The sequence below is a fragment of the Sphingomonas sp. FG14 genome (genome assembly GCF_057809675.1).
In genome coordinates this window covers 383,159-403,542 of sequence record NZ_JBMDKK010000002.1, presented here as the reverse complement: position 1 = coordinate 403,542, position 20,384 = coordinate 383,159, and the positions used below count along the sequence as shown (strand labels likewise).

The window sequence follows — 20,384 nt, the reverse complement described above, 5'->3', positions numbered from 1 at the left end:
TTCAGTTTCCAGTCTCAAGATGGTGATCGAGCGTCAGCGCGGCGTGGCGGATCAGGAATTCCTGATCCATCAACTGCATCTCGTCGATCGCACCGGACATGATGCCCGTGAACGTGTCCTCCATCGTCGCGGTGTCCTCGAGCCACGCATTGCGGTGCAGCGCGTTGACATGGATCTGCGCGGCGCGTTCCGCCGCGGTCTCCGCCGGGCGGAAATAGTTGATCCCCTCCCACAAGGTCCGGCCGTGATCGAGCGGCCAGAACTGGTGCGTGAAATAGGACATGCCCGGATAGCCGCAGCCCGATGCCAGATGGATCAGCAAATTGGGGAATATATTGGGCAGTTCGAACTGGAAATCGGCGCGACGTTCCGGGTTGATCGCGGGCGGCAGGAGATCGGGGCGCGGACGATGCACGTCGCTGCCGTGCAATATGCCCGCGAAGGATTGCGTCGACGGCGCCGCATCCATGCCCGCGCCATAGATGGTGGAGGATGCGTGCGGCCCCATCAGCTTGAAATCGCTATGTTCGATGCCACGAAAGCCGGGGAGCGAACCGGCATGGATGGTCGGCACATGATAGCCTTCCGAAAAGGCGTAAAGCGCAACCTTCCAGTTGCATTCCAGCACCGTCGAATAGCGGAAGGCCGTGGTCGATTCATGATAGGGATAGCCGCCGAACAGGTTCGCGAAATCGCCGAGATAATCGGCCAGCGACTGGGCGTGCTCGGCGTCGAAATTGATGAAGACGAAGCCTTCCCATTCGTCGCACGCGATCGGGCGCAGCCCCAGGCAGGCGGTGTCGATCTGGCCGAAATGATCCTGGAGCGGCACCGATTTGAGCGGCCCTTCGGTGCTGAACACCCAGCCATGGAAACGGCAGGACAGGACATTGGCGCGCGCGCGGCCGAAGCTCTCGAAATCGCTGTTGGGCACCACCTTGTTGCCGCGATGCGTGCAGACATTATGGAAGGCGCGGATGCGCCCGTCCTTGCCGCGCACGATCAGCACCGATGTGTCGGCGACCGGCATCTCCTTGACCTTGTAGTCGCCGGGGTTGGGCAATTCCCATGCGGTCGCGACCTTCAGCCAGACCTTCTTGAACAGCCTTTCCTTTTCGAGCGCATAGATGGCGGGATCGCGGATGGCGCGCACCGAAACGGGGGCGACACCCAGTTCGTCGCGGATCTGCGGCACGGAGCGCCTGATATGGTCGAGCGATGCGGCTGGATGAGACATGCGTATTGATCCTTCCCGTTCAGGGTTCAGGCCTGATCGAGGGCGGCAGGCTTGTCGTGCCAGCCCTCGGGATAATGAGAGATGAGATCGGCGGCGAGCGTCAGTCTGGCGAAGCGCCAGCGGTCGTCCGCCGCCACCGCCGTCGCGACATAGCTGCCGCCGATCCAATAGGCGCGGCCGCTGGCGGCGGTCGCCGCTTCCCACAGCATGAACGCGACCGCCGCCGACAAGCCATCAGCCGACAGGTCGATGCGCGGCGACACCAGATAATGGAGCGTCCAGCGAAAGCCCTTGTCGGCATTGCCGGCAACGCCGTCGGCGATGGCGTCGGCGCCGGCCAGCACGCCATAACCGTTGATCGTGAACACCGCATCGGTGGTGAACAGCCCGCGCAGCAGCTCGGCGGAAGGACCGCTGTCGAAGCCGTGCCCGAGGTCGGCGATCAGGCGTTCGATCGCCCGATGCGCCTCCAGCCGGGCGATACGCGCCTCCAGCGACATGTCCGCCGCCATGGTCAGAACTTGTAGCCGGCGGTCAGATACCATTCGCGCGGGCGGCCATAGACGCCCTCGAAAATGCCGCCGAACGAGTCGGCATAGCCCGAGCCCAGATAGACCTGCTTGGTGAGGTTGCGGACGCCGAGCGACAGGCTCCAGCGCGCATCCTTGTCGGCATAGGCGATCGCGGCGTTGACCAGATGATAGCCGTCTTGGACCAGTTCGGGCGTATTGACCGCGTCGTTATAGACGCGCGAGCGATAAGACCAGTCGATGCGCGGCGTGATCGTGCCGCTGTCGCCCAGGTCGACGGCATAGGACATGCCCGCGCTCAACGTCCATTTCGGCGCGTTCTGGAGATGCGTGTCCTTGGTGACGCCCGCGTTAAGCGCGCGAATATCGACTTCGCGGTAGCGCGCGTCGAGATAACCCAAGCCCGCCTCGATCCGCAGCCCGTCGATCGGCTGGGCGAGCAGCTCGAGTTCCAGCCCCTTGATCCGCGCCTTCGCCGCATTCTGGATGATCGGTGCGAAGCCCAGCGTCGGATCGTTCACGGTGATCTGGAGATTGCTGTAATTGTTGATGAATGCGGCGCCGTTCAGCCGCAGCCTGCGATCGAGCAGATCGGTCTTGAAGCCCGCTTCGAAGGTTTCGCTCGTCTCCGGCGCGAAGGACGGGATGAAGGCGAAGGGCGGGAAGACGCGCTGGGTGAAGCCGCCGCCCTTGAAGCCCTTGGAATAGGACAGATAGGTCAGCACTTCCGGGCTCCAGCGATAGGACAGGCTGGCCATCGGCGTCCAGGCGCGGTCCTTGATCGTCGAGCTTTGCCCCAGCGGCCCCATCAGCGGATCGCCGTCCTGCAGACCCGATCCGTCGGGATTGAAGGGCGCGCCGGTCAGGAAGCCGGCCTCGACGACATATTGGTTGGCATTGTTGAAGGTCTTCTGGTCCTCGGTCCAGCGGATGCCGGCGGTGAGGTTCAGATTCTCGACGATCTCGTAGGTCGCCTGGCCGAACACCGCATAGCTTTTGCCGTCGAGCACCGCGCCGCTCAGGAACACGGCGTCGATGATGTTGACCAGATCCCTGTGGTTGCCGCTCTCGCTCGAATAATAGGCGCCGACCAGCCAGTTGAAACGTTTGTCGAGCGCATCGCCGCCAAGCTGGATCTCCTGGCTGAACTGATCCTGGCGCCAGTCGCTGTTGGTCTGGATGATCGTCGCCGGGCTGTGATCGGAATCGCGCGTCCAGAAGCCGGTGACCTTGCGGTAGGCGGTGATCGATTTGAGCGTGACCGCATCCGACAGCCGCCATTCGAGCACGCCGGAGACGCCCCAGATGTTGAGGTCGGACGCCGATTGATAGGGCCGCCGGCTGGCCGAATTGAACACCTGGGAGATGGTGGTGAAGGTGCCGCCATGGCGATAGGGTGCCAGCGCCCATTGGCTGTTGAAGCAGCGCTGATCGGTGAAGCGCGCCGGATTGGTCGTGCTCGCGCAGATCGCGGCCGCGCCAGAATAGGCGGCGTTCCACGTCGCGGCGGCGGGCGCGTTCTCGTCCTGCGCAATCAGCACATTGGGCGCGGATTGCTCGCGCGAACGGGTGCCATCCACCGCGATGTCGATGCTGACGTCGCTCGACGGCTCCAGCCGCAGCGCGAAACGGCCGGCAAGCTGGTTGGTATCGCCCAGATCGGGGGCGCCGGGCACCACGCCTTTCACATAGCCGTCGCGATTGTGATAGAAGGCAGACAGGCTGGTATAGACGCCCTCGGCCAGCGGCACGTCGATCGATCCCTTGATCTGGACACGATTGAAGCGCCCGGTCGTGACGTCGAGGCTGCCGCCCGGCGTGCTTCCAGGCTTCTTGGTGACGACGCTGACCGCGCCGCCGATCGTGTTGCGGCCGAACAGCGTGCCCTGTGGCCCGCGCAGCACCTCGATCCGCTCGACATTGAGCACATCGAGCACATTGCCGACTCCGCGCGAGATATAGACGCCGTCGAGATAGAGACCGACGCCAGGATCTGCGGACAGCTGATAGTCGTTCTGGCCGATGCCGCGGATGAAGATCGCCGCGGTCGCATTGCTCGCCGAGACCGGAACCGAGCTGTTGAATTTCACATTGGGGGTGAAATCACCGATCTGCGTGACATTGTCGAGGCCGCGCGCCGCGATGCCTTCGCCCGAAACCGCGGAGATCGCGATCGGCGTGTCCTGCAGCGATTCCGCGCGCCGCCGGGCGGTGACGGTGATTTCCTCGATGCCCGCGCTCTCCTCTGCCGCCGCCTGCGCTGGCGCGTCCTGCGCATGAAGCACCGGCGCGCCGACCAGCATCGCGGAAAGCGACGCGCCAGCGAGCAGGCATTTGCCGAAAGCTGCGCGCATATGGGCCGCGCGGCCGAAACCATATTGGGTCATTATTGCTTCTCCCCTCACCCTGATCGGCGGAACCGCTGGACGGATCGGCCCCGTTTTCGGGCTCCAACCGTTCGTTTCCGCCGCGTGGCATTCATGGCGGCTCAGTGCCCCATGATCGTTCGCAATTGAGCGCCGCGCGCCTTTTGCCGCTAGCCTGATCCCGCTGCCGCCATCCCGTCGCTGCTATCGACTGCACCGGCATCGCCAGCGTTTCCGGGCGATCGCGAGGACGTTTCAGTGCGCGCGCAGGCTAAGCCGGACAGGGACGGGCTAGCCGCCTTCCCGCCGCCGCGGACATGATCATGCCATCAGATCGTCGGGCAGCAGAAGGAGCTTATCATGTCCGAGACCGCGCATCGCTGGATCGAACAATATCCCGAACTCGGCTCCGGCCCGATATCGACCGAACCCTATATCTCGCCCGAATGGTACGAGCGGGAAAAGGAGAAGATCTTCCGCAAGGTCTGGCTGTGCGTCGGGCGCGAGAACGAGATCCCCAGAGTGGGCGACTATAAGGTCAAGCGCCTCGCCGCCGCCGACACGTCGGCGATCCTGATCCGCGGCAAGGACGGCAAGGTCCGCGCCTTCCACAATGCCTGCGCCCATCGCGGCAATACCGTGGTCAACGAAACCGGCGAGGAGACCTTCGGCCGCAACAAGGCGGGCATCGTCACCTGCCGCTTCCACGGCTGGGTCTATGATGCCGAAGGCACGCTGAAGCAGGTGCCGAGCGAGCAGCGCTTCTATGGCTGCTTCTCAAAGGCGGACAACGGCCTGGCGCCGATCCATCTCGACACATGGGAAGGTTTCCTGTTCGTCAACCTGGCCGAGACGCCGGAGAACAGCCTGGCCGAGTTCCTGGGCGACTATGCCACGCATTTCGCGGGCTATCCCTTCGATGCGCTCGATTACGGCTTCACCTATCACACCTATCTCGACTGCAACTGGAAGGTCGCGCACGACGCATTCGCCGAGGCCTATCATGTCGATACCATCCATGCCGGATCCTTTCCCAATGTCTTCTCGACGGGGCTGCAGAATGTGAAGCTGATGGGGCCGCACCGCACCTGCGCGGTGTGCCTGACGCTCAATGCGAAGCCCACGCCCGTCGCCGCGATCGCCAACGCCATGGCCGGTGCGTCGCTGGTCTCGACTCGCGCGGAATCGATGTTGCCGCCGACGATCAATCCCGACAAGCGCGCCGATTTCGCGTTCGAGCTGAGCGTGCTGTTTCCCAACACGCTGATCCATGTGGCGGAAGGCATCTGGTTCACCCACCAGTTCTGGCCGATCGCGCACAACAAGACGCTTTGGGAAGGCCGCTATTATGTGAAGGCGCCGAAAACCAACGGCCAGCGCTGGGCGACCGAGCATGCGATGACCTTGCAGCGCAACGCCTGGCTGGAGGACACCGCGACGATGGAGGACACGCAGCGCGCCATGCAGTCGCGCGCGAAGACGCTCCAGCACCTGCAGGACGACGAGATCCTGATCCGCCACGGCGCGGTGATCGTCGACCGTTTCGTCAACGCGTGACCGCGACCGCGCACAAGGAACCGACAATGCCCCATACCCCCCTGCCCGATGCTTTTGCCGAGCTGGCGCCCTTTCTCGACTGGGCGCTGCCCAGCGCCGATGCGCGCCAGACCCGTCGCCGAACCGCGACGCGCCAGGAGATCAGGGCCTTTTACGATGCGGTGCTGCCGCGCACCGAGGCGATGCTGGCGGCCGTGGATGCCCATCCGCTGGGCAAGCTGCCCGAGGAGATGCGTCCGCTTTATTATCTGGCGCTGGCGCTGGCCGAGGTCGCCCCGCATGTCGAACTTTATGGCGGCGCGCCGGGCGTGCCCTATGCGTTCGAGGAGACGCGCTTCGTCGCGGCGCATGGCGCGCAGGATACCGCGCTCGGCCTGCCGCCGACCGGCGCGTCATGACCCATAGCATCGAACAGCGGCTGCACCGCATCGAGGCGCGGCACGCGATCGGCGATCTCGTCGCGCGCTATGCGGCGGCCGCCGATCGCCGCAACGATCCCGCGATGATGGCGCCGCTGTTCGCCAACGACGCGACCTGGTCGTCCGAGGGTTTCGCCGCGCTGCAAGGGCGCGACGCGATCACGAGGGGCCTGGCCGCGATCGCGGCGGAGCGCGTGCTGTGGTCGATCCATTACATGACGCCGCCGCTGGTGGTGCTCGCCGAAGACGGCATGAGCGCGGACTGCCAATGGTATCTCTGGGAACTCTGCACGATGCGGACCGACGACGGCCCGCGCGATCAATGGCTGGGCGGCTGGTATGACGGCAGCGCCCGAATGGGGAATGACGGATGGAAATTCAGCAGGATCATCCTGGATGTCCGCTTGCAGGGCGAAGCCTCCCCGCCCTGGTCGCTCAGGAAACCGGTTCAGGCCTGATGGAACGGCTCTGTGCATCCGCCGACGTTCCCGAAGGCGAGGTCTTCCAGGTCGATCTCGGCGACGGCCGGGTGCTCGCGGTCTATCGTGTCGACGGCCAGGTCTATGCGACCGACGATCTCTGCACCCATGGCGACGCCTCGCTGGCCGAGGGCGAGATCGAGAATGGCGATATCGTCTGCCCCTATCATATGGGCAAGTTCGACATCCGCACCGGCGAGGCGACCGGCGCCCCCTGCTCGATCGCGCTGCGCATATACACTGTCATCGAACGCGACGACGCGATCCATCTGATCTGAAGCACAAGCCCTCAGTTCAGATTGGCCATCACCGCCGTTCGGACTGAGCTTGTCGAAGTCCTGTTTTTCTTCGGCACCGTGTCCAAGAAGGACAAGGGCTTCGACAGGCTCAGCCTCGACGGACTTTACATTTCCACACTCAATCCAGCGCTCCTGGATTGCCGCAGAGCCTGCCTCACACCCGCGCGAAATCGCAGGCGCGCAGCGTGGTTGAAGGGCGTTCGCCATAGCGTTCGAAATAATCGCGCGCGAATTTGCTGAGATGGGTGAAGCCGCAGGCCAGCGCCACGTCGGTCACCGAAACCCCCTTTTCCGCGCCCTTCTGCAACGCGCTGCGCGCCAGCGACAGTCGGTGGTTCTTGAGATAGCCCATCGGCGTGCTGTCGCGGAAGCGGCGGAAACCGGCATGGAGCGATCGCGCGCTGACGCCCGAAACCTCGATCAGGTCGGTCAGGCTGATCGGCTCCTCGGCATGGGCACGGATATACTCCTCCGCCCGCCGCACATAGAAGGGAGCAAGGCCCGAAACCGATCCATTGAACAGGTCGCTGTGATTGTGCGGCACCGCCGCCAGCAACAGGCGCTTGAGCGTGTCCTCCACCGAACCGCAAGTGCGCGGATGGCTATAGGCGGTGAGGCCCAGATCGATATCGTCGCAGACCGTGCGGACCATGCCCGCGAACGACGCGGCGGCCCCCTCCAGCCGTACCGGGCGTGACGAGAAATGAAGTTCGCCCGGCCGGAAGCCGAGTTCCTGCGCCAGCAGGGTCTCCAGATCGGCCTTGGGCACCTTCACCGTGAAATGCTTGTAGCCCTGGTCGAAGACCTGGCGGATGCGCTGCCCGGAGCCGAGCACGCACATCTCGCCGGGATCGAGCACGAAGCTTTCGTCGCCCTGCGAGATCTCCGCCCGGCCGCTCAGCGAGAACTGGACGAGATAAAGCTCCTCCATCGGCGGGATCGTGACCACCACCCGGCCATAGGGATTGCCATAATCGGTGGCGTTGAAGGTCAGCGCGCGCAACGGCGCCTGGTTGTGGCAAAAGGCGATCGGCGGCACCCCGCCCTCGATATGCAGGCTGTGCCGGCAGAACATCGCGCTCATATGCGCATGGACCATGTCGATATCGTTGCTCAGCAGCTTGTTGCAATGCGCCAGCGGCATGCCGGCGCCGTTCCACGCATCGGCGCTCAGCGCGAAGGGCCATGGCGAAGAGGATGTCGTCATCACACTGCCTTTCCGGCGCCGACGATCCCGGCCGAAGGATCGAAACGAAACACCGTGTCGTTCAATCCTCTTGGCGAGGGATAGGCGCGCTTGCTGTGGCTCAATCCAAGATCGAGCAATGTCTCGCAGGTCTTGAAGGCAATCAAGCCCGGATTGAGCACGGGGATATCGAGCCGGGACCGCAGGAATTCATGGCTCCGGTGCATCGTCGTCGAACCGAGGACGAGCACGTCGGCGCCGTCGACCTCGATCGCCTGGCGCGCGGCATCCAGCAGCAGCGGGAACACCATATCCTCCTTGCCGGCGAGCAGTTCGGCGGTATCGGGCGCGACGCCGATCGTACGGATCGAAGCGAGCCGGTGGCGCAGTCCGGTCTCGCCCAGCACCTTGTCGTACAGCCAGCGCCAATTGTCCCACATGCTGAGGATCGAGAAGCTGCGGCCGAGCTGGCTAGCCAGGTGATAGGTCGGCGCCGCGGTGCCCAGCACGGGGATCGACAGCCGCGAGCGCAGCCCGGCAACGCCGGAATCGCTCATCGAATTGACGCAGACCGCGTCGAACCCCTCCGCCTCCGCGCGCAGCCCGGCATCGAGGCAATAGGCGTCCGCCATCACCCCTTCATAATAGGAATCGAGCGCGCCGCCGCCGCGCGCCGCGCAGCAGAATTCGATCGACAGATCGGCGCGCGTCTCGGGATATTGCGCGGCGAAGCCGGCAAGTGCCGCGGCAGGCACCGGAACCGGGATGATCATCTTAATCCGTCGCGCCATCGACGATACTCCGCAGGCATGATCATGGTGAAAGCCCGAAGTTCATCCCCATGAGCACTTGGTGTCAAATACCCATTCTCGCAAATTCAATACCTGACAGGTATAATGCAGGTGGTCGCGGCGCACATCATCCGGGCCGCCGCAATGCTGCCGTTTCAGCGCATCGGCTGCACCAGCGGGATAGAGCGCGAAGCATGGCCGCGCCGACAGTCCACGCCACCAAACAAGCCCCGGATAGCGGGGCATCGGACAATGCGACAGGGAGAGTGGCGTGCAATCATCATTGCCCGACGGATTTGCCGATCTCGAACGCTGGATCGACTGGGCATTGCCCACCGAATATGCGCGCAACCGCAAGCGCTGGTCGGCATCGATGGCGGAAAGCCAGGCATTTTACGACGTGATGCAGGCGCGCTGCGGCGATGCGCTCAGCTATCTCGACCAGACCCCGCTCACCGAGCTCGACGAACGCCAGCAGGCGCTGCTCAACATGTGCCTGTCGCTCACCGAAGTCGCGGTGACGGTGGAGATGTATGGCGAGCCCAGCCCCAAATATGTCTTCCCCATCGACCGGTTCGTGCCGCTGCACGATGCCTGGCCGCTCGGCGCCTCCGGCCCGGTTGCGAGGAGCGCACGATGAGCGGCGCGGCAAGCACAGCCGAGGACGGCGCCCGCCGGTTCATGCGGCGCTATCCCGAGGAAGGCGATGGCCCGATCCCCGTCGAGCGCTATACCAGCCAGGCCTATTTCGACCGGGAGAAGGATGCGGTCTTCCGTCGCAAATGGCTGAATGTCGGCCATGTCCTCCAGGTCGCCAAGCCCGGCGACTATGTCGTCGTCGATCTCAAAATCGCCGAGACCGCGATCCTCGTCATCCATGGCAAGGACGGGGTGATCCGCGCCTTCCACAACATGTGCTCGCATCGCGGCGCGCCGCTGGCGTGGGACGCGCAGGGCAGTTGCCGCGGCTTCCTGTCGTGCCGCTTCCACGGCTGGGTCTACGACACCGCCGGAAAGCTGGTGCATGTCAGCGACGCCGAGAATTTCCCGAGCGTCGACCCCGCCGCCAATGGCCTCAGCGCTGTGCATTGCGCGGTGTGGCAGGGTTTCATCTTCATCAATCTGGCGAAGGAGCCGGAAGAGAGCCTGGAACAGCATCTCGCCCCCGTCGCCGACCATATCGGCCGCTATGATTTCGAGGGCTTCACCCCCGCCTTCTCATACCGGATCGACGAGAACGTCAATTGGAAGACGCTGCAGGAAGCGCAGCTCGAAGGCTGGCACCTGCCCTATCTCCACGAAAAGACGCTCGCCCGCGCGGTCAAGGTCGAGGGTCGGCAATATCGCCACAGCGCGATCGAGCTTCACGGCCTGCACGGCGTGCTGGGCTCACCCCCGCCCGACAGCTTCACTCCCCCGCCCACCGCGATGCTCGCGAGCCGCTTCGGCACCGGCACCGTTCAGGCCTTCGGGTCGAAGGCCGACAAGGGCGATGAGGGCTATCAGTTCCGAGGATCGTTCGATTTCTGGCACATCTTCCCCAATTTCTTCGTCGGCCTGCTCGATGGCCTGTTCTTCACCTTCAACATCTGGCCCGTCGCCGTCGACCGCAGCATCTGGGAGATCCGGGGCTATTATCCGCCGGTGAAGACCGCCGGGGAATTGTTCGCCCGCGAATATTCCAAGGTTGGGCTGCGCGATCCGATGATGGAGGATTGCTTCACGCACGAGCTGATCGCGGCACAGCTCAAATCGGGCGCAAAGCCGGTCATTCATTTCCAGGACGAGGAAATGCTGGTGCGCCATCTCGGCAACGGCGTCGATCGCTGCGTGCGGGGGCTGGCGTGATCGCCCGTCAACTCCCGGCGTCGCCATAGATGTCGCGGCTGATCGCGATCAGCTCCAGCAGATCGCTGGCCTCGTCGCCCGCCCGGTGGCTGAGGATGATCGGTGAGACCGCGTCGGCTTCGGCGATCGGGCGATAGACGAGATCGTCGCGATGCAGGCTCTGCACCGACGCCGGCACGACGCAAAGCCCCGCCCCCGCCGCGACCATGCCCAGCGCGGTCTGCAACTCGCGGACTTCCTGCCGCGATTCGGGCACGAGCCCGTGATCCTGGAACAGCGACAGCAGCTGATCGGCATAGCTCGGCCGCGACGGGCGCGGATAGAGGATCAGCGGCTCCGCGGCGAGCGCCGCCAGTTCGAGCGGATCATCGCCCTCAGCCAATATATGATCGGCGGGCAGCGCCGCGACCAGCGGCTCCTCCAGCATGACGATGCGGCGCACGGCAGGATCGTCAATCCGCAGCCGGCCGAAACCGGCATCGATCCGGCCTTCGCGCAGCGCAGCGATCTGGTCGAGCGTCGACAGTTCGGTGAGCGTCACCTCCACCGCATCGCCGAGCGCGGCGCGGAGCAGGCGGACGATCCGGGGCAGCCGCCCATAGATCACCGATCCGACGAACCCGATGATGAAGCGCCGCGACTGGGCGCCGGCATAGCGCGTCATCATCGTGCGCATCTGATCGAAGCCCGAAAGCACCTGCTGCGCATGCTGGTGCAGCAGCCGCCCCGCCTCGGTCAGCCGCAGCGGCCGGCTGCCGCGATCGAACAGCTCGGCGCCCACTTCCAACTCGAGCTGACGGATCTGGCGGCTGAGCGGCGGCTGCGCGATGTTGAGCCGCTCCGCCGCGCGCGAAAAATTGCGCTCTTGCGCGACCGCCAGGAAATAGCGGAGATGCCGGAGTTCCATATCATACCCCAGAAGTATCGAACCAGACCGAGAAAATCTTGGCGGACGGGTTCGCTTACACCTAAAAAATGCCTTGAAAAAGCGATTTGAAAGATGACGGCGTCGTGATCAAGATTGAGAAGATCGATACCTATTTGGTAGATTTGCCGACGATCCGCCCTCATATCCTGTCGATGACGACGATCAGCCGCCAGACGCTGGCCGTGGTCGAGATCCACTGCGACGACGGCAGCAGGGGCATCGGCGAGGGCACGACGATCGGCGGCCTTGCTTATGGCCCGGAAAGCCCCGAGGGCATCAAGCTCGCCATCGACACCTATTTCGCGCCGCTGCTCGCCGGGTGCGACGCCGATCGCCCGGCGGCGGCGATGGCGCTGCTCGACAGGCATATCGTCGGCAATCACTTCGCCAAGAATGCGATCGAGACGGCGCTGCTCGATGCGCTCGGCCGACGGCTGGGCCTGTCGCTCTCGATGCTGCTCGGCGGCCGGGTGCGAGACAGCGTGCCGGTGCTGTGGACCTTGGCAAGCGGCGACACCGGGCGCGATATCGACGAGGCCGCCGAGATGGTGGCGCGCCGCCGCCACAACGCCTTCAAGCTCAAGATCGGCAAGCGCCCCGTCGCCGAGGATGTCGCGCATGTCGCCGCGATCAAGCAGGCGCTGGGCGACACGGTGAGCATCCGCGTCGATATCAACCAGGCTTGGGACGAGCCGACCGCGCGCGACGGCATCGCACGGCTGGCCGGCGCCGGCGCCGATCTGGTCGAACAGCCGGTGCCGGCCTGGAATCGCGGGGCAATGCGGCGGCTGACCGCAACCGCGCAAATTCCGATCATGGCGGACGAGGCGCTGCGCGGCCCCGCCGACGGCTTCGACTTCGCCGCGCAGGCCGCCGCCCACATCTTCTCGATCAAGCCTGCCCAGGCCGGCGGCCTGTTCGCCGCGGGGAAGCTGGCGGCGATCGCGGGTGCGGCGGGCGTCACCGTCTATGGCGGCACCATGCTGGAAGCCGGCATCGGCACGGCGGCGGCGGCGCATCTGTGCGCCACCCTACCCCGGCTGGAATGGGGCACCGAATTGTTCGGCCCGCTGCTGCTGACCGAGGAAATCCTGACCACGCCGCTGGCCTATCATGATTTCGCGCTCGACGTGCCCGACGCGCCGGGGCTCGGCATCCGCCTCGATCCCGACAAGATCGCCCACTTCCGCCGCGATCGCACGCGGTCCGCACCGCTTTCCGTTCCCGCCATCGCAAAGGCCTGACATGCTGTTCCACGTCACCATGGACGTCCGCATCCCGCACGACGCCGATCCCGCTTATATCGAAGGGCTGAAAGCCGAGGAGAAGGCACGCGCGCAGGCGCTCCAGCAGGCCGGCACATGGCGGCATCTGTGGCGCGTCGCCGGCGCCTATCGCAACGTCAGCATCTTCGACGTCGCCGACAATGCCGCGCTCCACGACCTGTTGATGAGCCTGCCGCTGTTCCCCTTCATGGAGATCAGCGTCACCCCGCTCTGCCGCCACCCTTCCTCGATCCATTCCGACGACCGATAAGTGCCGGGCGCCAGACAGCCCGGTCAGCACAGGAGAAACATCATGACTTCGCCCCTCGTCCAGAGCGCAGAGATGCAGGCCTATCTCGACCGGATCGCCGGCACCGCCGATCCCCAGGGCGATCCGCGCACCAAGGCGATCATCCGCCGGATCGTGAGCGACCTGTTCTCGACGATCGACGAATTCGACGTCTCGGCGGAGGAATTCTGGCACGCGCTGCACTTCATGCAGCAGGCCGCTCCTGAATTCGGCCTGATCGCGCCGGGCCTGGGTTTCGATCATTTCCTGGACGTGCGCATGGACCTGCAGGACAAGGCGGCGGGCATCGCCGGCGGCACCCCGCGCACGATCGAAGGTCCGCTTTACGTGGCGGGGGCGCCGCTGTCGCAGGGGTTCGCACGGCTCGACGACGGATCGGACAAGGGCGAGGTGCTGGTGATGCACGGCACCGTCCGCGAGACCGACGGCACGCCGATCGCCGGCGCGATCGTCGATGTCTGGCACGCCAACACGCTGGGCGCCTATTCGGTGTTCGATCCCGGCCAGACCGCCTATAACAACCGCCGCCGCATCGAGACCGATGCCGAGGGCCGCTATCGTTTCCACAGCATCGTCCCCTCTGGCTACAGTGTGCCGCCGCAGGGCTCCACCGAGCAACTGCTCGGTGCGATCGGACGCCACGGCAACCGCCCGGCGCATATCCATTTCTTCGTGTCGGCCCCGGGCCATCGTCATCTGACAACGCAGATCAATATTCCCGGCGATCCTTATCTCCACGACGATTTCGCCTTCGCCACGCATGACGATCTGATCCCGGACGTGACGCGCCGCACCGAAGCCGAGGCTATCCACGCCGAAGGGCTGAACGTTCCCTTCGCCGAAATCGCCTTCGATTTCCGCCTCAACCGGGCGGAGAGCGGGGACGAGACCGAGTTGATGACCCGCGCGCGCGCGTCGGTCGACGCCTGAGTGGAGCGGCGGGCCGATGGTCGACAAAATCTATCCCGACGCGGCCCGCGCGCTCGACGGGCTGTTGTTCGACGGCATGACGATCATGTCGGGCGGCTTCGGCCTGTCGGGCAATCCCGAACGGCTGATCCCCGCGATCATGGCGGCGGGCACCAAAGGCCTGACCGTCATCTCCAACAATTGCGGCGCCGACGGCTTCGGCCTGTGGATGCTGCTCAACAACGGCCAGATCGCCAGGATGATCTCGTCCTATGTCGGCGAGAACAAATTGTTCGAACAGCTTTATCTCGACGGCAGGCTAGCGCTGGAACTGAACCCGCAGGGCACCTTGGCCGAACGCATCCGCGCGGGCGGCGCGGGCATTCCCGCCTTCTACACGCGTACCGGCGTCGGTACGATCGTCGCGGAGGGCAAGCCAACGGAGATTTTCGACGGCGTCGAATATGTGCGGGAGACCTGGCTGAAGGCCGACCTGTCGATCATCAAGGCATGGAAGGCGGATACCGCCGGCAACCTGATCTACCGAAAGACCGCGCGGAACTTCAATCCGGTGATGGCGACGGCCGGCAAGGTGACGGTGGCCGAAGTCGAGGAGATCGTGCCCGCCGGCTCGATCGATCCCGATCACATCCATACGCCCGGCATCTATGTCGATCGCATCGTCATGGGTGCGCCCTACGAAAAACGCATCGAGAAGCTGACGACACGCCAGCGCCCGGAGACGGTGGACGCATGACCGAGGGCATCGCGCCGATGAGCGACGGCTGCCCGATCGCCTGGCGGCTCGACGGCCCAGACGATGCGCCAATCCTGCTGCTCTCGAACTCGCTGGGCACCACGATGGACATGTGGGCGCCGCAGCTTGCCGCCTTCACCGCCCAGCATCGCGTGCTGCGCTACGACAGTCGCGGCCATGGCAGCTCGGGTGCGCCAAAGGGCGACTACAGCCTCGACCGGCTCGGTCGCGACGCCGTGGAGCTGCTCGACAAGCTGGACATCGCGACCGCCTATTTTTGCGGCCTGTCGCTCGGCGGCATGGTCGGCCAATGGCTGGGCGTGAACCAGCCCGAACGGATCGGCCGGCTGATCATCGCCAACAGCAGCGCCTATATGGGCCCGCCCTCCGCCTGGCACGACCGCATCGCGCTGGTCCACGCGCAGGGCATGGCCGCGATCGCCGATGCTGTGACCGAACGCTGGTTCACGCCCGAATTCCGCGCAACATCCCCCGATGTCGTCGATGCGATCCGGACGATGCTGCTGACCACCGAACCCGACGGCTATTGCGGCGCCTGCGCCGCGATCGCGGCGATGGACATGCGTCCGCTGCTGCCGCGCATCGCCCCGCCGGCTCTGGTGATCGGCGGCCTGCGCGACCCCGCGACCCCGCCCGACCATGCGCGTGCGCTGGCCGCCGGCATCGACGGCAGCCAGTTGGTCGAACTGCCCGCCGCGCATCTCTCCAATTGCGAGCTGCCCGAACGCTTCACCGAGGCGGTGACCGGTTTTCTCGCCTAAAGGCCCTCAGTCGCGGCGATATTGCTGCTCGACAAGATGGGCGATGCCCATGCGCTGCAGGATATAAGTGGGGCAGAGGAAAGTGACCCGTACCACACCGGGCAGACGGCTGATCTCGATCGAACCGGCGATGGTCGCGCGGTTGAGGATCTCGTCGAGCGGCAGGCCGGTGGCCGCAGCCGCACGATCGAGGCCGTTATGCGTCGCCTCGTTGAGCGTCACGCCCGATCCGATAAAGGTGATCGGCGCATTCTCCTCGATGGTCTTCTGCCCATAACGATCGGCCAGCGCCGCGACCGAGGCGCGCTCGGCGGCGGTCAGCGGCTGGGCGAGCAACGGCAGATCCTCGGCGCGCTGCAACAGGATCGGGCCGTCGAGCGCCAGCCCCTTGATCACTTCCACCTCTAGCTCGACCTCCCCCGACACGTCGGTGGCATGGCCGGCGATCTCGCCATTGCCCTGCTGGGCGTGCATGTCGCCCATATAGATGCCGCCGCCGGGGATCTTGACCGGGCAGATCAGGATCGCGCCCTCGCGCACCGAATTGGTGTCCATATGGCCATCGGTCTTGTGGCGATGCAGCTCGTCGCGCGTCATCGCATAATCATGCGGCGCATCGACCAGGAAGGATCCGAAATCGCCGGCATTGTGCGAATCCGGCAGATCCCGCGACGGGCTTGTGCCGATATTGCCCAGGAACGGACGCATCCGCGCGGGCAGCCCCGCGATATCGGCGCGCGCCAGCGCCAGGATCGAATGCTGCGCCGACTGGCCGGGCATGGCGGCCATGGCACGCGCGTCGCCCGCGATGTTTTCCGCGACATCCTTGCTGACGGTGAGCGACAGGTTGTTCTCGCGATCGAGCACGATCACATAGCCGTTGGAGAAGCGGAAGGCGCTCACTTCCGCGCCGCAGCCGTCGCAGCGCACCGCATCGTCGCCAATGCCCTCGACATGGCTGGGCGGACTGGCGAGGCCGCAGGCCGGGCACAGCTTCGCGACGAAGGGATCGCCCAGATAGCGCCCCTCCACGAACTCCATCACGCCCGACGATGTCGCGAGCGAAGTCACCTGCACTTTTTTCAGCTTGAGCGCGATGGCGTCGCCGATCTCCGCCCCTTCCACCATCACCGGCAAGGTCACTTCATGCCCGCCCTGGAATTTGGGCGTGATCATCGGCCCCCAGCATCCCGGCGGCGTGCCGGTGCGGATGGTGCCGCCGTCGCGCACCGTGCCGGCACTCCCGATGCCGGGGCCGACGATGCCGCCGCTATATTGATAGACCTCGACGACGGACCTTGCTTCGGACATGCCAATCACCCTTGGAAATTCGGGCACCAGCTTATCCGGCGGTTGCTCCGCACAAAGCACAATCGCCGTCCCGCCCCCGCTTGGCGCGATTATGCTGCAGCAGGGTGAGATCGCGTGCGGTTTGGGGCCAATGGTCCGCATCGTCCCGCAGGCGAACACCCGTTGACCATCGGCCGCGAAACTGGCAGTTCGCGAACACATCGAGCATCGAACTGCATTCGCCGATAAGCGCTGCAGCCAAGTGCAAAGCGGGTGTAGCTCAATGGCAGAGCAGAAGCTTCCCAAGCTTACGACGGGGGTTCGATTCCCCTCACCCGCTCCAAAATCGGCTGGCGAAACCGTCTCGCTCAAACCGTGCGGGCTGCTATCGAGATCGGTGGGTGCAGCTTCTCCAAGAATTTTCGCATCCTTGCATAGGTCAGCTCGGTCAGGCTGACGGCCTATGCCGGCTTGGGCGGCTTGACCGGGACCGGTTCGAACTCCAGCCCCACATTCGGCGGAAGCACCGAAAATCGCGGCTTCTCGCGGTCAACCCCGGCTGTCCGCTCGCCTGGAAGTCCATGCTCGATATCGAGCATCAGTTCGTAATGACGTGCCATCTTCAGATGCGCGGCCTTGGCGGCCGGATCGCGCGCATGCAGGGCGGCCTGCCGCTCCTGCATGGCGCGGCGCTCGCAATACGCCCTCTCCTTGAAGCTGAGCATTGGGGGTGCTCCTCCACGAACACCGCCATGTTGGCCCAAGCATGGTTACCATCTTATTGTTTCACAGACCTTTTTTACCAACCAAAATGGGAAGGTCTTCGGCCTGGGCGCATCGGGCGCACGACTTTCTAGCTGCCCGCAGCGACCTGCGCGATCGTCCGGTCGTCTTCCTGCGAACCGCCGCTGACACCGACGCCCGCGACGACCTGCCCATTGCGCAGCACGGGGATGCCGCCCGTGATCAGGCTCAGGCCCGACACCGAAAGCAGCGAGGTCTTGCCTGCATCGATCGCACTTTCCAGCGCTTCGGTCGGCGCGCCCACGGCGGCGGCGGTCGTCGCCTTGCTCTCCGCCACCTGGAGCGAAACGAAGGATGCGCCGTCCATCCGCATCGACGCGATGACACGGCCTTCGCGATTGACGATCACGATCGAGACGGGGCGCCCCCTGGCCTTGGCGGCCTTCAACGCCTCGTTCCCCATCTTCAGGGCTTCATCAAGCCCAAGCGGCGCGGCGATCTGCGCCTGGGCCACCATCGGTGGCGCCACGCCGAGCAATGCCGCGAGCGGCATGAAATATATGCGCTTCATCATCCGCCCCTCAATGCAGGCTCTTGGTTTCGGGCTTCGCCTTCGCGATCGGCCCGGCGATATAGGCGTGGATATCCTTGCTATCCTGCTCGCTAAGCACATCGCCGAACGACGCCATGCCCGCCTGGGCGAACGCCCCTTCGCGCACGATCTGCGTGAAGGCGTCGTGGGTTTCCGGCGTCATCTTCCACAGATTGGGATAGCCGCCCGTCAAGTCCGCGCCACCGTGGCAACGCGCGCAATTGCGCGTGTAAAGCTGCTCGCCGCGCGCCACCTGGGCCGGCGTGCCGCGATATCTGGCCGGCGCCGGAACGAGCGGTGTCTTGGCGAGCAATGACGGCAATTTCGGTTGGGATGCGGCGCCCAGCTTGAAAACCAGCAGCCGCGATCCATTCTCGCGCTCGGCAGCAGCCCAGCCCGGAAGATAACCGCCGTTCATGGCGCCGCCGAACCCCGCCGCGACCGCAAGATACTGAGTACCGTCGATCTCGTAGGTCATCGGCGCGGCCATGATCCCGGTGCCGATATTGATCCGGTGCAGCACCCGTCCGTCGCGCCCGTCATAGACGGTCAGATAGCCATCGGCCGATCCCTGAATGACGAGCCCGTTGGCGGTGGTCATCACACCGCCGCTCCAGAAGGGCATCACCTTCGAACTCCAGACCAGCTTCTGCGTCACCGGATCCCAGGCCTTGAGCACCTGTTCGAATTTCGGCTTGGGCTGGCCCTTCGGCACGGGCGGCGCTTCGAGCCCGAACATTTCGAGCAGACCCGGCAGCGAGGTCTGGACGCCCTGGACGACCGAATAGTCCTGATAGGGCTGCGGCGCCGTCTTGAAGGTCATCGGCGCCTCGAGGACGGGAATATAGACGAGACCCGTTCCCGCATTATACGCCATGGGCGGCCAGTTGTGCCCGCCCGCCTCGCTCGGCCAGACCAGCTTTTCTCCGCCCCGGTAATCCGACTGCGCGGTGAAGATCGGCCGGCCGGTCTTCATGTCGACACGGTCCGCCCAGGTGACGATGGTGTATTTCTCCGCCGACAGCAATTCGCCGGTCACGCGATCGAGCACGTAGAAGAAACCGTTCTTCGGCGCCTGCATGATCACCTTGCGGACGCGGTCGCCGATCCTGATGTCCGCCAGGATCATGTTCTGGGTCGCGGTATAGTCCCAGCTATCCTGCGGCGTGGTCTGGTAATGCCATTTCTTGCGGCCGGTATCGGCATCGAGCGCGACGATCGACGACAGATACAGATTGTCGCCACCTGCCGGGCTGCGCGACCAGGCCGGATGCGGGCTGCCATTGCCGGTGCCGATATAGACGATGTTGGTATCAGGGTCGTAGACGATCGAATCCCAGGCGGTGCCGCCGCCGCCCAGGTCCCAGCGCGACTTGGGATCCCAGGTCTTGCGCGCCTCGGTCACTTCGGGATGTTCGTCCGGCCCCTTGGCGGGATCGCCCGGCACGATGAAGAAGCGCCAGGCGAGCTTGCCAGTCTTGCGATCGAGCGCGGTGACATAGCCGCGCACGCCCATTTCCGCGCCGCCATTGCCGATCACCACCACATTGCCCGCGACACGCGGCGCACCGGTGATCGCATAGCTGCGGCTGCGGTCGGTGATCGTGTCGACCTTCCACAGCTCCTTGCCGGTCTTCGCATCGACCGCCGCCAGATAGCCGTCAAGCGTCGCGACATAGACCACACCCTCGGCCACCGCGACGCCGCGATTGACGACATCACAGCAGGTCCGCCGCGCGAACTGGCCGTCGACCTCGGGATCATATTGCCAGATCAGCTTCCCGGTCTTCGCATCGAGCGCATAGACCACGCTCCACGGGCCGCTGGTGTACATCACCCCGTCGACCACCACCGGCGTCGCCTCGACACCGCGATTGGTGCGACCACGCACCACGAAATCGCTGAATTCCCAGGCGACGCCCAATTTGGGCGCGTTCGACGCGTCGATCTGCGTCGCAGGATAATATTGGGCGGTTTCCTGCTGCCAGGCAGGGCCAGCCATCTGACCGCTCCCCGCCCCGGTACCGTTGCAGCCGGCAAGCAGCGCCGAGATCAGGCCAATCGCTGGCGTCAGGCGTCGAAAAGTCCGGTTCAT

General features: G+C 64.9%; 21 protein-coding genes and 1 tRNA gene. 12 read left to right on the top strand and 10 right to left on the bottom strand.

What is annotated here, in order from left to right; all coding sequences use genetic code 11:
• Position 1: 1 nt before the first annotated feature.
• Genes ACODTA_RS10050 through ACODTA_RS10040 form a run of 3 tightly spaced genes read right to left on the bottom strand, consistent with a single transcriptional unit; the run spans position 2 to position 4,154 of the window.
• Positions 2-1,237, bottom strand: coding sequence for an aromatic ring-hydroxylating oxygenase subunit alpha (locus ACODTA_RS10050; protein ID WP_489065769.1), 1,236 nt, complete (start codon positions 1,235-1,237; stop codon positions 2-4).
• Positions 1,238-1,263: 26 nt separating this feature from the next.
• Positions 1,264-1,749 (bottom strand): nuclear transport factor 2 family protein, encoded by a 486-nt coding sequence (locus tag ACODTA_RS10045; protein WP_489065768.1) that lies wholly within the window; start codon positions 1,747-1,749, stop codon positions 1,264-1,266.
• Between the two features lie 2 nt (positions 1,750-1,751).
• On the bottom strand, positions 1,752-4,154 hold the full coding sequence (locus tag ACODTA_RS10040; protein WP_489065767.1) for a TonB-dependent receptor: 2,403 nt from the start codon (positions 4,152-4,154) through the stop codon (positions 1,752-1,754).
• 339 nt (positions 4,155-4,493) lie between these two features.
• On the opposite strand from ACODTA_RS10040, the gene ACODTA_RS10035 reads away from it, so the two are divergent.
• From ACODTA_RS10035 to ACODTA_RS10020, 4 genes are read left to right on the top strand one after another with little or no spacing between them, the layout of a single operon-like run.
• Positions 4,494-5,690 carry an aromatic ring-hydroxylating oxygenase subunit alpha gene (locus ACODTA_RS10035; RefSeq protein ID WP_489065766.1) on the top strand — a complete coding sequence of 399 codons (1,197 nt, stop codon included), beginning with the start codon at positions 4,494-4,496 and terminating at the stop codon, positions 5,688-5,690.
• Between the two features lie 26 nt (positions 5,691-5,716).
• Positions 5,717-6,088 (top strand): hypothetical protein, encoded by a 372-nt coding sequence (locus tag ACODTA_RS10030; RefSeq protein ID WP_489065765.1) that lies wholly within the window; start codon positions 5,717-5,719, stop codon positions 6,086-6,088.
• Positions 6,085-6,567, top strand: a complete 483-nt coding sequence (locus ACODTA_RS10025) for a nuclear transport factor 2 family protein (protein WP_489065764.1) — start codon at positions 6,085-6,087, stop codon at positions 6,565-6,567. Before ACODTA_RS10030 ends, ACODTA_RS10025 begins: the two co-directional genes overlap by 4 nt.
• The gene (locus ACODTA_RS10020; RefSeq protein WP_489065763.1) at positions 6,567-6,866 is read left to right on the top strand and encodes a non-heme iron oxygenase ferredoxin subunit; all 300 of its coding nucleotides are present in this window, start codon (positions 6,567-6,569) and stop codon (positions 6,864-6,866) included. Before ACODTA_RS10025 ends, ACODTA_RS10020 begins: the two co-directional genes overlap by 1 nt.
• 175 nt (positions 6,867-7,041) lie before the next feature.
• On the opposite strand, the gene ACODTA_RS10015 is transcribed toward ACODTA_RS10020, so the two are convergent.
• Together ACODTA_RS10015 and ACODTA_RS10010 are read right to left on the bottom strand one after the other, a co-directional pair.
• Complete coding sequence (locus ACODTA_RS10015; protein ID WP_489065762.1) at positions 7,042-8,094, bottom strand: AraC family transcriptional regulator; 1,053 nt, start codon at positions 8,092-8,094, stop codon at positions 7,042-7,044.
• Positions 8,094-8,864: an aspartate/glutamate racemase family protein gene (locus ACODTA_RS10010; RefSeq protein WP_489065761.1), complete on the bottom strand. Its 771-nt coding sequence runs from the start codon at positions 8,862-8,864 to the stop codon at positions 8,094-8,096. The genes ACODTA_RS10015 and ACODTA_RS10010 overlap by 1 nt, the downstream gene beginning before the upstream one ends.
• Before the next feature lie 271 nt (positions 8,865-9,135).
• On the opposite strand from ACODTA_RS10010, the gene ACODTA_RS10005 reads away from it, so the two are divergent.
• Positions 9,136-9,504, top strand: a complete 369-nt coding sequence (locus ACODTA_RS10005) for a hypothetical protein (protein ID WP_489065760.1) — start codon at positions 9,136-9,138, stop codon at positions 9,502-9,504.
• A complete protein-coding gene (locus tag ACODTA_RS10000) occupies positions 9,501-10,712 on the top strand; it encodes an aromatic ring-hydroxylating oxygenase subunit alpha (RefSeq protein ID WP_489065759.1) in 1,212 nt (403 codons plus the stop codon). The genes ACODTA_RS10005 and ACODTA_RS10000 overlap by 4 nt, the downstream gene beginning before the upstream one ends.
• 7 nt (positions 10,713-10,719) lie before the next feature.
• Here ACODTA_RS10000 and ACODTA_RS09995 read toward each other — a convergent pair whose 3' ends face one another.
• Positions 10,720-11,619, bottom strand: coding sequence for a LysR family transcriptional regulator (locus ACODTA_RS09995; RefSeq protein WP_489065758.1), 900 nt, complete (start codon positions 11,617-11,619; stop codon positions 10,720-10,722).
• 104 nt (positions 11,620-11,723) lie between these two features.
• Here ACODTA_RS09995 and ACODTA_RS09990 point away from each other — a divergent pair, with 104 nt between their 5' ends.
• From ACODTA_RS09990 to pcaD, 5 genes are read left to right on the top strand one after another with little or no spacing between them, the layout of a single operon-like run.
• The gene (locus ACODTA_RS09990) at positions 11,724-12,884 is read left to right on the top strand and encodes a muconate cycloisomerase family protein (protein ID WP_489065757.1); all 1,161 of its coding nucleotides are present in this window, start codon (positions 11,724-11,726) and stop codon (positions 12,882-12,884) included.
• Between the two features lies 1 nt (position 12,885).
• Complete coding sequence (catC, locus tag ACODTA_RS09985) at positions 12,886-13,176, top strand: muconolactone Delta-isomerase (protein WP_489065756.1); 291 nt, start codon at positions 12,886-12,888, stop codon at positions 13,174-13,176.
• 42 nt (positions 13,177-13,218) lie between these two features.
• Positions 13,219-14,145, top strand: coding sequence for a catechol 1,2-dioxygenase (gene catA, locus ACODTA_RS09980; protein WP_489065755.1), 927 nt, complete (start codon positions 13,219-13,221; stop codon positions 14,143-14,145).
• A 16-nt stretch (positions 14,146-14,161) separates the two neighbouring features.
• Positions 14,162-14,881, top strand: coding sequence for a CoA transferase subunit A (locus ACODTA_RS09975; RefSeq protein WP_489065754.1), 720 nt, complete (start codon positions 14,162-14,164; stop codon positions 14,879-14,881).
• Complete coding sequence (pcaD, locus tag ACODTA_RS09970) at positions 14,878-15,663, top strand: 3-oxoadipate enol-lactonase (RefSeq protein ID WP_489065753.1); 786 nt, start codon at positions 14,878-14,880, stop codon at positions 15,661-15,663. The genes ACODTA_RS09975 and pcaD overlap by 4 nt, the downstream gene beginning before the upstream one ends.
• A 6-nt stretch (positions 15,664-15,669) precedes the next feature.
• Here the strand turns inward: pcaD and ACODTA_RS09965 are convergent, their stop codons facing one another.
• Complete coding sequence (locus tag ACODTA_RS09965) at positions 15,670-16,974, bottom strand: acetamidase/formamidase family protein (RefSeq protein WP_489065752.1); 1,305 nt, start codon at positions 16,972-16,974, stop codon at positions 15,670-15,672.
• Positions 16,975-17,222: 248 nt separating this feature from the next.
• Between ACODTA_RS09965 and ACODTA_RS09960 the strand changes: the two genes are divergently transcribed.
• Positions 17,223-17,296: transfer RNA gene (locus ACODTA_RS09960), tRNA-Gly, on the top strand.
• Between the two features lie 118 nt (positions 17,297-17,414).
• Here ACODTA_RS09960 and ACODTA_RS09955 read toward each other — a convergent pair.
• The 3 genes from ACODTA_RS09955 to ACODTA_RS09945 all read right to left on the bottom strand — a co-directional run bounded on the left by ACODTA_RS09955 (position 17,415) and on the right by ACODTA_RS09945 (position 20,384).
• The gene (locus ACODTA_RS09955) at positions 17,415-17,678 is read right to left on the bottom strand and encodes a hypothetical protein (protein ID WP_489065751.1); all 264 of its coding nucleotides are present in this window, start codon (positions 17,676-17,678) and stop codon (positions 17,415-17,417) included.
• A gap of 128 nt (positions 17,679-17,806) precedes the next feature.
• Entirely contained in the window at positions 17,807-18,268 is a 462-nt protein-coding gene (locus ACODTA_RS09950) for a GlcG/HbpS family heme-binding protein (protein ID WP_489065750.1), read from the bottom strand.
• Positions 18,269-18,278: 10 nt separating this feature from the next.
• Positions 18,279-20,384, bottom strand: coding sequence for a PQQ-dependent dehydrogenase, methanol/ethanol family (locus ACODTA_RS09945; protein ID WP_489065749.1), 2,106 nt, complete (start codon positions 20,382-20,384; stop codon positions 18,279-18,281).